Source organism: Burkholderia sp. BCC0397 (genome assembly GCF_902832865.1).
Taxonomy (GTDB): Bacteria; Pseudomonadota; Gammaproteobacteria; order Burkholderiales; family Burkholderiaceae; genus Burkholderia.
On the sequence record NZ_CADFDL010000002.1, the window covers coordinates 415,328 to 431,091 of the forward strand.

Genomic DNA, 15,764 nt, shown 5'->3' on the forward strand with positions numbered 1-15,764 from the left:
TCAGTCGAGCGCATAGGCGCGGCGATCGAGCCGATCGGCGTCGGGCGACGTCGACGACGCGACGGCATCGACGAACGCATCGATCAGCGCATTGACGCGGACATGCGAGGTAAGGCTCGGAAAATGGCCGGCGTCGTCGAGCTCGACGTAACGCGCGGCCGGAATCGCCGCGTCGATTTCGTGCGCGATCGCGCGAGCGATCACGGTGTCGTGTTCGCCATGGATCAGCAAGGTCGGCACCTGGAGCGCGCGGGCGGCGTCGAGCAGGCTCGGCCGGGCCGCGAACACGTCGAGATAGCGCAGACCGATCTTCGGATCCATGCTTTCGCATTCGGCGAGCAGGCGCTCGTATTCGCCGCGCGGCCGGTCGAGCGTCACGCCGGCGCGGTCGAGCGCGTCGAAATCCTCGCGCGCGACCACCGCAAGACGATTGACTTCGCCGCGCCGGTTGCCGACCTTGTACGAGCTGCCGAGCAGCACGAGTCCGCTGACGCGCTCCGGAAAGGCGTGGGCGACCGCGAGCGCCGTCAATCCGCCGAAGCTGGCGCCGGCCACGACGAAGCGTGAAGTGATTCCGATCCCGACCACGGCCGCCAGCACGAGCCGCGACAGTCCGGCGAACGTGAGGTCCGTGCCATACGTCGTCGCGCCCGCGCCAGGCGCATGGACGACCACCACGCGACGCGTCCGGGCCAATTCGGCGAACTGCGGCGCGAAGAAGCCTGCGCCGATATTGAACGGATGGAGCAGGACGACCGGCTCACCGGCGCCGCACTCGAATACCTCGATCTGCGCACCCTCGTACGGCACCAGATGCCGTCGGACGGCCGGCTGCCAGCGACGCGCGACCTCCTCGTTGCGGGCCGCCGGCGCGCCCGGGGCAGCGCCGGCCAGCGCCTCGACCACGTCGTCGGGCACGCTGTCGCGGATCACGTATTGCGCGGCGGCGCCGGCGCTGCCGGGCACGCGCAACAGCTCGGCCGGGGCTGCGGCGGCGCGCGACGCAGCGAAGGCCGCGTCCAGTGCATCGAGGGCTGCGTCGTCAAGCGCGACCGGAACCGCGAGCCGGATGCACTGCCCCGTTTCGTCGAGCCCGGCCGACAGATGCGGCGCGGCGCGCACGCCGGTCACGTCGTATAGCCAGGCCAGTGCGGAGGCGACCGGATCGGCGTGGCCCGCGCACCAGGCGGCGGCATCGATCAGCACCGCATGAGCGCCGGCGGCCCGCACCGGAATGCCGGCCGCGGCGACGCTGGCGGCAACGCGCGCAACATGCGCGATCCGTGCGGCGACCCCTCGTTCCAGCCAGTCGCGGTCGGCCAGCGCGCTCGCGAACAGGCGCCGGCTAGCCATCGATACGTCGTGGCCGCGGTCGCACACGCGCTGTTCGAGCGCGCGCGTGATCGCTGGGTGATTGCTGGCCACGAGTCCGCCCGCATTGACGCCGAAATCCTTCGACATCGACAGCGTCAGCGCGTCGGCCAAGCCGAACAATTCGGCGACGACCTCCCAGAACGACCGGTCGCTCGCCTCGCTGATCATCCACGCATTCTCGAGCCCGCGCGTCGCGTCGAACACGAGCGGGATCGACGCGGCCGCAAGCCGCGCCTTCACGGCGCGCAGGTTGTCGAGCGAGATTGCCCGGCCACCGGTTGCGTTCGGCGCCAGCTCGATGCAGCAGAGGCCGATCGTCGCCCGATGCTGCTCGATCATCCGGTCGAGATGCGCGAGGTCGATATCCGCGCTGCGCGGCAGCGTGGTCAGCCGATGCGGCACCCAGCCGAGTTCGAGCTGGTTGAAGGTCCAGCTCTGGAACAGATGGTTTTGCAGAATGCCTTTCCTCGGCCCCTCTGCCGCGCGCAGCAAGGCCATCTCGGCGGCGCGTCCCGACGGCGCCGCCTGCACGTACGAGAACGGCAGCAGGCGCTGGTCCGCGAGGTCGAGGCAGATCGCATTGGCCATATCGGTCAGCTCGCGAACTCGCTCGGCAAACGCGAAGTCGTCGCGCTCCGCCCATGAATCGGTGACCAGATCGACGACGCCGGCAGCCGGCGCCAGGCGCAGCGGATTCCATCCCACTTCACGCAGACGCGCGCGCCGCGGACTTTCGCCGTGCACGGGCGCGCGGTCCACCGTCGCCGCGTCGATGCCGGCTGCTGCGGGGACCTCCGCGTCATCCGGCACGACGGGCGGCGCGATCGATGCCGCGTCGCCGCGCGGCGGAATCGACGGGTTGACGATCAGCAGCAGCACCGACGAGACGTCGACTGCCGATGCCGCCGCGGGCTGGCACAGATAGACCGGCAAATTGTCCGGCCGGTATTTGTTCTTGAACTGGAAATTGCCGTCGCCGCGGAAGATGCCCGAATCGCGCAATTCCCCGAGCGTGCGCTCGACATGCGGATTCGGATTCGGAGAATCGGCGACGACGACACCCAGCGTCGCGCCGAAGCTGAACATTTGCACGCCTTCCTGGGCGAGGCGCTCGATGATCGCCACGATCGTGTAGTCGAGCCCGCCGTCGCCCATCGCGTCGCCGAAAAACTCCAGATCGAGCAGATAGCCGTTTTCGGACGGAATCTTCGTCACGATGATCGCCGCGACGATCAGGCCGTCCACCCGGGTCAGGAACAACCGGTGACGCTTCGCGAGAATGCCCGCGCCGATCTCGTGCCGGACCGTGCCGACATACGGATTGACCATGTCCTTGCGTGCGGCCCATTCGTCGATCAGTTCGACGATCCGCCGGTCCGTGGCCGGCTCGCGGCCGAGCGCGTATTCCTCCACCGACACCGCGCCCGATCGCTCGAAGCGATTGATCTTCTTGCGCAGGCGTGTCATGTCCTTGCCGTTCAGGGAAAACGACGCGATGTCGGTCAGGCGCTGCACGGTGCCGAACGAGGTCGCGCAGAACGGCACCCCGGCCAGCTCGGGCAGCGGCATCATCGACAGCAGGTTCGGGCGCAGATTGCGCGACGTCGCCCATTCGACCCATTCCGCCGCGAGCGCGGCATAGCGGTGTTCGTCGACGACCGAGCTCCATGCGAGCAGCAGGCCGTCGCGCTCGGAAAAGTTCAGGTAGCCGCTGCCCTCGCTGCCGAGAAAGATCAGCGGCGCGATGTCGCGGCCGGGCAACCCGCCCTCCTTCGCCCATGCCGCTTCGAGCGAGGCGACCGTGGCGGCGAGATCCGGATACGCGGACAACTCGCGCTTGGCGATCACGGCCGCCCCGTTGGCCAACCGCTCGGTTCGCACGGGAACGCGCGCGGTCGCGCCGCTAGCCGGGCGCGACGCGGCCAGCCTGATCGCCGCGTCGTCGCCGTAGGTGGCGGCGAGCCAGGATGCCAACGCTCGAGGCGTCGGGTAATCGAACAGCGAGCTTTTCGGCATCGGGCCGAACGTGGTCTCGAGGCCGGCGATCACGCGCAGCATGTCGAACGAGGTCAGGCCGGCGTTGCTGAAATCGTCTTGATCGCCGAGCTGCCGCCCGGTCAGCGCCTCGACGTGATCGCGAACCCACGAGGCATCGATGGCGCGGTCGGGCCCGCTGTCGCGGGCCAGCGCGCTGTCGACCGCGTGGGACACGACGCCCGGCTGCGCCGTGGCGCCGCCGGCCGCACGGGTCGCCTCGACCAGTTGTGCGAGTGCCGCAACCGATTCGACGTTGTAGAGCGACTCACCGCTCAGTTGCGTCGCGAAGCGCTCGTTCAGGCGGCGCACCAGATCCATCCGAAAGATCGAATCGAGTCCGAGATCGTCGAAGCGCGCGTCGAGGTCGACCTGCTCCGGCGTCATCAGCAGGATCTCGGCCAGATCCCGTCGAATCGCATCGACGATCGATGGTGCCGAAGCCGCCGCCGTAACGGGCGCGCCGGTGTCCGTCACACGCGCCGTACCACGACGTGCCGCATCGGCTTCCGATGCCGCCGGCATGGCGTGCGACGGCGCCGGCGTGGCCGACAGCGGACGCAGCAGCACCGGCATCCGCGGCGCGACAGCGGACACCGGCGAAGGTCCGCTTTCCTTCACGGGCGACCGCAGCGCCGCAGCGGCGGACGCATCCCGATCGGCAGGCGGCGTAGCCGGCGCAACCGCATCGGCGACCTCGTCGCCGCGCGTCGCGATACCGGGCGCCGCGAACCAGTGCCGCTCGCCCGCGAGCGGCACTGCAGGCAGCGAGCAGCGCCGGCCGCCGTGCTCCGGCCATGCGGCGCGGGCGGTGGACAGCCACTCGAGCGCCGCGTCGCGATCCGGCGCGGCAAGCAGGTCGAGCCGCGTTGCGTCGCGGGCGTCGCCACGCGCCAGCATCTGAAGCTGCCCCGTCAGTTCGGATATCGAATCGGCCACCAGCACGCAGCGGAGCGCGAGCGTGTCGCGCCCGTCGCACAGCGTGAACGCGACATCCTCGAGCGCGACGTCGCGCGTCGCCAGCGCGTTCGCCAGCGCGTCGGCATATGCGGCGAGGCGGCCAGCATCCGGCGCGGACAGCGGGAAAGCCAGCATGGCCGCTGCCGACGGCTCACGGACCATGGCCGGTGCGGACTCGAGAATCACATGGCTGTTGGTGCCGCCGAAACCGAACGCGCTGACGCCCGCCAGCAGCGGCGCGCCATCGGCCGCTGCCCAGGGCCGCCCATGCTCGAGGAGCATGAAGGGCGAGCCGTCGAGGCGGATATAGGGATTGAGTTCGCTGAAATGGCGATTGGCGGCCAGACGCCCGTGCCGCATGCTGAGCACAGTGCGCAGGAAGCCCGCGATCCCCGCAGCCGCCTCGAGATGGCCGACCGTCGTCTTGACCGCGCCGAGCGCAACCCACGGCGACGCCGGGACGGTGACGCCGGCATCGTCACAGGCGAGCGCAAAGCCCTGCTTCAGGCCTTCGATTTCGACCGGATCGCCGAGCGGCGTGCCGGTTCCATGCGTTTCGACGAAGCTGATCCGGCGCGGATCGACCCCGGCATCGGCGATCGCGCGCCGGATGACCTGGGCCTGCGCGGCCGGATTCGGCGCGGTCAGCGAATTCGATTTGCCGCCGTGGTTGACGGCGCTGCCGCGCACGATCGCGAGCACGTTGTCGCGCTCGGCCAGCGCGCGCCGCAGCGGCTTGAGCACGACAGCGCCGACGCCTTCGCCGCGGACATAGCCGTTGGCTTTCCGGTCGAACGTCTTGCACGCGAAATCGGCGCTCAGCATGCCCGAATCGATGAACGCATGGAACAGGCCGGGCGACAGCGTGACATTGACCCCGCCCGCCACGGCCATCTCGCATTCGCCGTTGCGCAGCGCGCTAATCGCCCGGTGAACCGCGACGAGCGCACTCGAACAGGCGGTGTCGACGACCTCGCTCGGTCCATGCCAGTCGAACAGGTGCGACACCCGGTTCGCGATGATCGAATGCGCGACGCCGGATGCGACATGCGGTTCGACCCGGACACCCGCGTCCGTCAGCATGCTCTCGTAGTCGCTCGTCGATGCGCCGACGAACAGACCGATTTCGCGGCCGCCCAACCACTGCTGGCCATAGCCGGCATCTTCGACGGCCTGCAACACGGTCTCGAGAAAGATCCGCTGTTGCGGGTCCATCAACGCGGCCTCGCGCGGCGAAATCCCGAAGCGGGCAGCGTCGAAGCGCGCGACGTCCGCGAGGAATCCGCCCTCGACGCGGCACGTGACCGGATCGTCGAGCAAGGCGGTGCGCTCGGACGGCGGAGCGCCGGTCAGGCTCACGCCGTGCTCCAGGGCATCCCAGAACGCGTCGAGCGACGCGGCGCCGGCGAGCCGGCCGGCCATGCCGATCACGGCGATCGCACCGGCCTCGCCGTCCACACCGCCCTCGTCACGCGACAGGCCGGTGGCGGATTCGGTCGGCTGAAGCACGGCCGCGCGCGTCGGCGTCTGCACCATCGCGTCCGCGACCTCACCCACCGGGCGCGAGGCCATCGCGACGGCCTCGGTCGACGGCGCCGCGGCAAACCGCGCCGCGATCCGCGCGCCATGCTCCCGGCCGAGATAATCCGCCACGTCGCCCAGCGTCGGGCATTCGAACAGCACGGTCGGCAGCAGGTCCAGCCCGAATTGTGCGTTGATCCGGTTGACCATGTCGGTCAGCGAGATCGAATCGAAGCCCAATTCGAGCAGTTCGCCTTCGGGATCGACTTCGGCCGGATCGACGAACAGATAGGACGCGCCGATTTGCTGCAACGTGGTCAGGATCGTGGCCCGCAGCGACGCGGGTGCAATCGCGCCCGCGGCAACCGGAGCAGCCGCCGGCGCGCGCGTTTCGTCGCGCAGCGTCACCGCCGGCGTGGGCGCGTTGCCGGCCGGCCCGGCGACGTCACCGGACCGCGCGGCGAGGCCCGCGGTCCCGGCCCGATACCGCTGGACCAGCGCAAAGCTCGGATGGCGGCCGGCCAACGCGAATTCGAAGGCGGCCAGACCGGCTTCGGTGCTCAGGGCCGCCATCCCGAATCGCTCGCGGAACAACGCCTCGGTCGCCGCGTCGACGCGCATGCCGCCCGCCTCCCACAACGGCCACGCGATCGACACCGTCACCCCGTGCCGGCGCCCCGCCGCGCGTTCGCGCTCGCGTGCCGCGCCGAATTCGATCAGGAAGCGATTGGCGGACGCGTAGTCGATCTGGCCGATATTGCCGGTCTCCGCGACGAGCGATGAACAGAGCATGAAGAAGTCGAGCGGCGCGTCCGCCGTGGCCGCGTCGAGCGCGAGCGCGCCACGGACTTTCGGACGCAGCACGCGCGCGATCGCGCGATCGGTCTTGTTCAGCAGCAACGCGTCGTCGACGACACCCGCGGCATGCAGCACCCCGCGCACCGGTCCGTGCCGTTCGACGATCTCGGCGACGGCATCGGCAACGGCATCGGCATCACCGACATCGACGCGTGCGTATACGACACGGCTGCCGCGTACGCTAAGGCTCGCCATCCATGCATTCAGCTCGTCGGTCGCCTCGGAGCGGCCGAGCACGACCGCCGTCGCGGGGCCGCGCGAAACCAGATGCGCGGTGAACACTCGCCCGAGGGCGCCCGCGCCGCCGCTCACGATATAAACCGCGCCAGGACGCACTGCTGCCGTTGCCGTCGCGTCGCCCGCCATTGGCTGCAGACACCGCACGAGACGCGCATCACCGTCCAGACGCACCATATCCTCTTGCGCCGGTGCGCAGAGTTCGTCGGCCACACCGTCGGCCTGCTCCAGCGCGCCCGGCGCAATGGCCAAATGACTGCAGGCGAGCCACGGAAACTCCATCGCCAGCGTTCGCGTGGCGGCCGCCAGCGCGCCCGCGACCAGATCGCCGCTGCGACCGACGACCAGCAGGCGAACCTTGCGCCCGTCGCGACCAGCCTTCAGCCGTTCGAGCAGACGCCGCTGGCCGGCCAGTTGCGCAGCCAGCGCCGATGCGGGATCGGCGCCGGCCGCGTCGAGCAGCACCAGCACCGCATCGAGGCCCGACAGCGGCGCGCCGTCGTCGTGCAGTACGGACCAGCCGCGCCGGCGCAGTGTATCGCCGAGGACGGCATGATCGGCGCGATCGCCGCCCGACAGCAGGACCGTTCCCGCCGTCATCACGGCTGCCGGACATGGCGTCGCGCGTTCGACCGCGCACAGATATTCCGGACCGCCGTTACCCGGCTGCGGCAGCGCCGCGATCCGCAGGCCGTCGAGCCGCAGCACCGCATGGCCGTCCGCCTCCCAGAGCGTCAGGTCGAAACGCGCCGGGTCGGCCGTGCGCTCGACGAGCATGACGCGCGCCCGCTCAGGCGCACCGAATTGCATGACCGCGTCGATCGAGACCGGCACCGCGGGTTCGCGCGCCAGCAGCGCAACGAGCTGCATGGCGGCGTCTACCGCGACGGCGAAGGCCGTCTCGGGCACGAGCAGCGTCGCGTCGAGTTCGCCGACGACGCTGTCGTCAGTGGCGGCGAAGCGCGCTACCGCGCGCAGTTCGGGGCCGTATTCGAAGCCGCCTGCACGCAGCCGTTCATAGAGCGTCGCGCCTTCCGAGAAGTCGCCGTGAGTCGCCGTCAGTGCGGCAAGATCACGCGGGGCCGACGCGCTCGACGGCAGCTCGGCCGCCAGCGCGCGCGCGACGATCTCGCCGTCCTGCCCGCGTACCAGCATGCCGTCGGCATCGTCGGAGACAGGCAGATCGGTGCCGTCCCCCTCGACCACCGCCTGGCGCAGCCAGCGCACCGCCCGCACCGCGCGTGGCGCGTCAGGCCCCTGTCGGTCGAGCATCAGGTCCAGCAGCGCTGCGCCCGGCACGAGCGCGCGGCCGCCGATGCGATGGGCCGCCGCGAGCCGCGTGAGCCGCGCGGCCGACTGCGCGGGCCGCGCATCGGCGGCGGCCCCGGGCCGCGGCATCATCCAGATTCGTTTGTGCTCGAACGGCACGGTCGGGAATGCGCAGCGGACGGGCGCCGCATCCCAAGTGCGCCGCCACGCGATCTCATGGCCATTGACCCACAGCTCGCCGAGCTGACGCAGCCCGCGACGCGCGATCAGCAGCGCGATCAGTTCATCCGCGACGCCGCCGAGCGACAGGGTGCCTTGCCCCACCTCCGGCGAAACCAGCGCCGCCGCATCGCGGGCGGCAATGGCGCGTAGCGCGGCCTGCAACGCATCGAGCGACCCGGCCATGGCGACCGCGCGCACCGGCAACGCACGACGGCCCGTCTGGCTCGTGAAGCAAAGACGGCTCAGCGACGCCTCGGGATGACGCTTCAACCAATCGGCCACGCGTAGCGCATACGCGGCGAGTTGCGCATGGCTGTTGGCCGACAGCAGGAACGCCTGCTCACCCGCCGTCTGCATGGGTACGCGGTTTTCCTGCCATTGCTGCAGGATCACATGGGCGTTCGCGCCGCCGGCTCCAAACGAGCTGACGCCACACGCCGATGGCCGGTCCTCGCCGAGCGACGCCAACGGCTGCAGCGTGCGCGCCGGCATCACGGCGGCACCGAAATCGATCTTCTCGTTGAGATCGTCGAGGCCCGCGCACGGCGCAACGGCGCGGTTTCTCAGTTGCAGAATCGCCTTGCTGATCCCGGCGATGCCGGCGGCGCCCTCCAGATGGCCGATGTTCGACTTGACCGAGCCCACCAGCAACGGCGCCGGCCGGCCGGTGCCGCCGTAGGCCCGGTTCAACGCGGCGATTTCGATCGGATCACCCAGTTGGGTGCCGGTTCCGTGCACCTCGATCGCGCCGACCTCGTCCGGAGCCAGGCCCGCGCGTGCCAATGCCTCGGTGATCACGTCGGCCTGCGCGTTCACGTTCGGCACGGTGTAGCCGCCCGTCTTGCCGCCCGCATTGATCATGCTGCCTCGCACCACCGCGAGAATCTCGTCGCCGTCCGCGAGCGCATCTTCGAGCGGCCGCAGCAGCACTGCGCCGACACCTTCTCCGGGCACGATCCCGTCCGCGGACTTGTCGAAGGTTCGGCACGCCAGCCCCGTGCCGAGCATCTGCATCGCGCTCAGCGCGATATGGTGCGCGGGATGCAGGATCACGTTCACGCCGCCGGCAATGGCCTGGCGGCATTCGCCGCGGCGAATCGCCTCGCAGGCGAGATGGAACGCCGTCAACGATGACGAACAGGCCGTATCGACGGCCATGCTCGGGCCGCTGAAGTTGAACGTGTAGGACACCCGATTGGCCACCGACCAATACGGACTGTGCCCCAGGTTGAACCGGCCTTGCGGCCAGCCCGCCGCCGCCGCGATCTGCCCGTATGACCCGTACATGATACCGACGAACACGCCGGTACGCGTCTCGCGCGTGTCGCTGCCGTTGTGGCCGGCCTGTTCGAGCAGGTCCCAGCAGCTTTCGAGGAACAGGCGCTCCTGGGGATCCATCGCCGCCGCCTGGCTAGGCAGGATGCCGAAGAACTTCGGGTCGAACTGGTCGACGCCGTCGATGAAACCGCCCCACTTGCCGTAGCTGCGATCCGGTTGCGGCGTCGGATCGAAATACGCGTCGGCATCCCAGCGGTCGGCCGGGACGGTAACGATGGAACGGCGACCCTCACGCAGGTTGTCCCAGAACGCATCGAGGTCAGGCGCGCCGGGATAGCGTCCGACCGACGCGATCACGGCGATGTCGCCGTCGCGCCGGCGAGCTCGTTGCGCGGGCCGCGCCGTCGACGCCGCCGGTGTCACGGGCGCCGGCTCGTCGAGTGCGAAGCGGCCAGCGTCGATGCCGTCCGCGTCCGGAACCGCCGCGGGGTTGCCGTCATCGACGGCGTCCGATCGCGGTGTCAGCCGCCGCGCGACCTCGGCGGCCCGCTCGGTACGCAGGTAACCGGCCACTTCGGCGATCGTGAGCCGTTCATAGAGTAACGTCGAGGGCAGGTCCGCGAAATCGGCCTTCAGCACGCGCAGGATATCGGTGCCGAGCAGCGAATCGACGCCGTACGACTCGAAGGTCTCGTGCGGATCGAGTGCGTCGGGCTCGAGCTTGAGCACTCCGCCAAACACGCCGCGCACATAGTCGAGCACGACGGCGTCGGCCGGCGCGGTCACGCTCGCGCGGCTGGCGTTCGCCGCTCGGACCGACATCGCCGCCCGCGGCGTGCGTGCGGTGTCCGGCATCGCGGCGCCGGGGGCACTGGCGGGCGTCGCAACGCCGCCCGCCGGCGCGAACGCCGCGGCCAGCGCATCGCCCTTGTGCTCGACAAGGTACGCGGCCACTTCGGCGATCGTCAGCTTCTGGTAGAACAGCGTCGACGGCAACTCGCCGAGATCCTGTCGCAGCGCGCGCAGCAGATCCATCCCCAGCAGCGAATCGACGCCGAACGTGTCGAAGGTCTCGTTCACGTCGAGCGTATCGGCATCGCACTTCAGCACGCGCGCGAACACGCCCGCCAGATAGCGCTCGACCGCAGGCCGCGCCGTATCGGGCGCACCATGCGGCAGCGCCCCGCCCGATGACGGCTTGCCTCCATCTGTGTACATCGAATTCCCCTGTATCGAATGAACCACGGTCGCGGCGGACGGAGCCGTCGCGTTTTCAAGCGTCAAGCCAAACGACGCGAAACGGCCGGGATCGGCATTCATCACCATGGCCTGCGGCAGACCGGCGCCGAGCTGCATCCGCAGACAGGCGAAGCCGTCGGCGGGCTCGATCGAGCCGACACCGCGGGCGGTCATTTCGCGTTGATAGCGCGGCCCCGAGACGATCCCGACGCTGCCCCAGTAACCCCAGTTGACGACGAAGACCGGTACGCCGCAGCGGCGGCGCAACTCGCCTCCCCATGCGTCGAGATAGGCGCTCGCGGCCGCATAGTTGCCCTGCCCGGGCGAATCGAGCAGCGACGACACCGACGAGAACAGCACGAGCTTGTCGAGCGGTTCGCCTTCGAGGCTGCGATGGAGATTCGCGCATCCCGCGACCTTCGGCTCCAGCACGCCGGCCAACTGCTCGGGGCGCATCGTGTCGAGCGTCGCATCGTCGAGCACGATCGCACTGTGGATCGCGGCGCTGATCGGCCCGAACCGGCTGCGGATCGCGCGCACCGCGTCGGCCAGCGCCGCCTCGTCGCCGAGGCTGGCCGATACGTAGATCACGCGGCCGCCCAATTGCTCGATCTCGCGCATCCGTGCGCGGATCGATTCGTCGAGCGGCCGGCGTCCGATCCAGCCGAGCGCGGCGCCATGCGTGCGCGCGAGCTCCCGGCTGAGTGCGAAGCCGATCCCGCCGGCCCCGCCGACGATCAGGCAGGTCTCGCCGTCCCCGAGCAGCCGGTGCGGCGTCACATGCGCGACGGGCCGCATCACGCGGCCGTACCAGCGGCCGCCGCGCAGCGCCGCCAGGCCCGGCAAGCCGTCGGGCCGCGCGGGCAGATCCTCGCGCGACGCGGCGCTGTCATGCGCGAGATCGATCACCTGGAGCTTCAGCCCGGGGCGCTCGGCCGCCGCCGAGCGGGCGATGGCGGCCAGCGCCGCCTGTACCGGACGGACCGGCGCCGCGGTATCGACCGGGACTGCGCCGGCGGTCAGCACGGTTACCCGCAGAGCGTCGGGCTGCGAGGCGCAGAGCCGGGCGAACAGCGCGCGCGCCGCTTCGAGCGTCCGTGCGGGTTCCGATTCGTCAAGCGCGCGCGCGTCGACTACAAGCTCGCCGGTCACGGTGTGGGGCAACGCGAGATGCGCATCGGGACGCAGCGACAGATAAGTCCGATCGCCGGACGGCTGCGCAGGCGCGGACGGCATCTCGCGCCAACGCGGCTCATAGAGGCGGCTGCCGCCGTCCGGCGAGGTCACGAGCCGGAAACCCGACACTTCGAGCACCGCATTGCCGTCACGGTCGCATGCGGTCACGTCATAGCAGCCGTCCCCGATACGCTGCGCGACGACCGTCACGACGGCATCGAGCGACTGATTGAGGCGCACGGTGTCGATCCGCCGCGGCAACTTGAGCGCCGTGCCCTCTTCGAGGACCGCGACGACCTGGAGGATCGCGTCGAGGGTCTGGATCATCCCTCGCCCGGAATCGGCGCGCAGCCACGCGACGGCACCCTGCGCGTCATGCGCGACGCGCGTGATCAGCCGATAGCTGGGCCCGTAGGCAATACCGGCCCGCGCGAACCGGTCATAGAGCACGCCGTGCTCGATTGCGTGCGGGTAGCCGGCGGCGAGCGTGTCCAGCGCCATGCGCGGCCGCGGCCGGCCGGCGCCCTGCGGCACGCAGCGGGCGCGCGCAAACGACGGCTGGCCGGCGATGCGCATCTCGATGTCGTAGCGCCCCTCGTCATCCACGCTGCCTTGTATTTCGAGCGTGACGCGGCCGGCCACGCGGGCGGGCATCAGCCATTCGACATCGGACAATTCGACGGGACGGAAGCGCTGGGTGCGCGCGCTGTAGTAGAGGATCGCCGCGCCCGGCACCCAGTGCTGCCCTTGAACGCAATGGTCGCGAACCCAGTCCGTGTCGGGATCGATCGCCTCCTTGGCGGTGTTCTCCAGAAGCGCGCGGATGGGCCCCGTGGCGCCCGGCGCGGCGACGGACGGCGCCGCGCCGGGCGCATCGGGCACCCAGAAGCGCTGGTTGCTGAGCGGGTAGCCGCTCAGCGCGATACGCCGCCCGCGGCGGCGCTCGAAGAAGCCGGTCAGGTCGAGGCCCGCCTGCCCGCTGCAAAAGCGCTCGCCGAGCGTGGTCAGCGCCGTGCCGTCGAGCGCCCGATCGAACCCGGCGCTCGCGTCCGCCGATGCGCAATGCGCGGAGTGAACGCCCTCCAGCGTTCCCTCGGCCAGCGCGCCGCGCAGCAGCGCGATCGCCTGCACGGCGTTACCGGCGACGATCGCGCAACGCTTGCGGAAGACCGCGCGCCCGACGCCGAGCGTATAGGCGACATCGCTCAGCGCGGCCCCGCGCTCGAGGTCCGTGACGAGGCCCTCGACCAGCGCACGCAATGCCGGCGAGGTGCGCGCCGAGACCAGCAGCAGATGGCCCTCGTCGACGAGATCGCCAGTGTCCGGCCGCGCTGCTTCGGGCGGCGCCTCCTGCAGCACGAAGTGCGCGTTGGTACCCGACATGCCGAAGCTGTTGACCGCACCCATGCGGCGTCCGCTCGGACCCACGGGCCACGCGCGACGCGTCGTCACCACCTCCAGCGGCACGCCGCCCAGCTCGATGTTCGGATTCATCGTGTCGAAATGCAGGCTCGGCGGGATCTCGCGGTGCTGAAGCGCGAGCGTGACCTTGATGAGCCCGGCGATACCCGACGCGAGCGTCGTGTGGCCGAGGTTTGACTTGATCGACCCGACGCCGCACGGCGGGAGCGTCGTGCTGCGGCCCCGCATCAGCCCCGCGAGCGCCTTCAGTTCGATCGGGTCGCCGAGCTGCGTGCCGGCGCCGTGCGTCTCGATATAGGCGATATCGTCGGGCGACACGCCGGCTGCCGCGTGCACGCGACGTTGCAGCGCGAGCTGCGCGTCGGCCGATGGCGCGGTGATGCCGTTCGTCTTGCCGTCGCCATTGATCCCGCTCGCCCGGATCACCGCGTAAATACGATCGCGATCGGCGAGCGCGGCCGACAGCCGCTTGACCACCACCAGCCCGGCACCCTCGCCGAGCACGAAGCCGTCCGCCGACGCGTCGAACGACGCGCACCGCCCGAGCTGCGAGAGCATGCCGGACTTGCTGTTCCAGATGTGCATCTGCGGCGTGACCATCAGCGCGATGCCGCCGGCCACCGCCATTTCACAATCGCCGCCGCGAATCGACTGGCATGCGAGATGAAGCGCGACGAGCGACGAAGAACAGGCCGTATCGACTGCGACCGTCGGCCCTTCCAGGTTCAGGAAGTAGGCGATCCGCCCGGCGAGAATCGACGCGGCGTTGCCGAGGAACACCTGCCCCGAGTCGCTCGCGCCCGCCGCTTGCAGCAACTGCATGTAATCGCCCGCGGCCGTGCCGACGAACACGCCGCAATTGATACGCCGCTCGGGTCCCACCGCGTGGCCCGCGTCCTCGAGCGCACGCCACGCCTGTTCGAGAAACACGCGCTGTTGCGGGTCCATCAGTTCGGCCTCGCGCGGCGAAATGCCGAAAAACGTCGCGTCGAACCGATCGACATCGGTGACGAGACCGGCCACCTTGCTGCTCGTCTTGCCTGGCGCGGTCGGATCGGGATCGTAGAAGCGTGCGATGTCCCAGCGCTCGGGCGAGACTTCCGCGACGCTGAAGGTGCCGTCGAGAAGATTGCGCCACAACGCGTCGGCGGACGTCGCCCCCGGGTAACGCGCGGACAGACCGATGATCGCGATGTCGTCGTCCGACGCGGTGGCCGGCAGGGCGCCGGTCTCGGCCGCGTCAGCTCCGGCCGCGCCCGGCGTGATGTCGGACCCGGTCGTCTCGGGTTCGCCCGCGTCGCGCGTGGCTTCGATCGCCTGCGGGTCGGGCGACGACGCATCCGCCGTCGGCGCCAGCTTCAGGCGCAGCGGTGGCGGGGACGACAACGCGGGCGGCGTGACCTTCGCCGGCGGCCGCACCTCGACGCTCGCGCGGCTCGCATCGGCGACCGCGCTGGCCTGCGACAGCGGCATGGCAACGGCCTCGCGCGCCGGATCGACCGCCTCGCGCGTGGCGGCTGCCGGCTGCGCCGGCGCATCGAGCGCGATGGCGATCAGACCATCGCTCGCGGCCTGCGCGGCAGCAACATGGTCGACCAATGCGTCGATCGTCGGATGATCGTAGACCAGCACCGAATCGAGATTCAGGCCGAACGCGTGGTTCAGATCACGCACGATTTCGACGGCGCCGAGCGAATCGAGCCCCATCTCGGCAAAGGTTCGACGCGCGTCGAGTTCGTTCCGATGCACGAACAGATTCCGGCAGAGGGTCGTCTCGATCTCGTTCCGGATGCGCGGCTTCACAGGATCGGCGGCCGCGATGCGTGGCGCGGCCGGCGCCGGCCCGTCGGTCCGGGCGGCGTCGGGCTCGGCGTGTCCGGTTCGCGCGCGAATCCCGGACACGAGATCGGCATGCAGCACCGCGTCATGCATCGCGGCCTCGCGCGCGATCACCTTCGCGAGATCGGCGCCGGCCCGCTCGGCCAATTCACGCTTCAGCGCGCTGACGACGGGAGCAGACTGCTCGGCGATCGCATCGGCGATCCGCAACGCGCTCTGCAGCACCTGCGGTCCGTCGGCGAATCGCAGGGCGACGCCCATGGCCTCGAGGTCACGCCCGGCATAGGTGGCGGCCGTCATGCACAGCTCGGCGGCCAGCGCGGCGCCGAAGCGGC

1 protein-coding gene (cut by a window edge) is annotated in these 15,764 nt (G+C 70.3%); it reads right to left on the minus strand.

The features are described 5' to 3' along the window. Positions 1–15,764: the 3' portion of an SDR family NAD(P)-dependent oxidoreductase gene (locus HWX03_RS06980; protein WP_347879524.1), read on the minus strand. The gene runs 5,029 nt beyond the window's last position; 15,764 of the gene's 20,793 nt are visible here — the last part of the coding sequence; the start codon falls outside the window, past its right edge — the gene reads right to left on this strand; it ends in the stop codon at positions 1–3.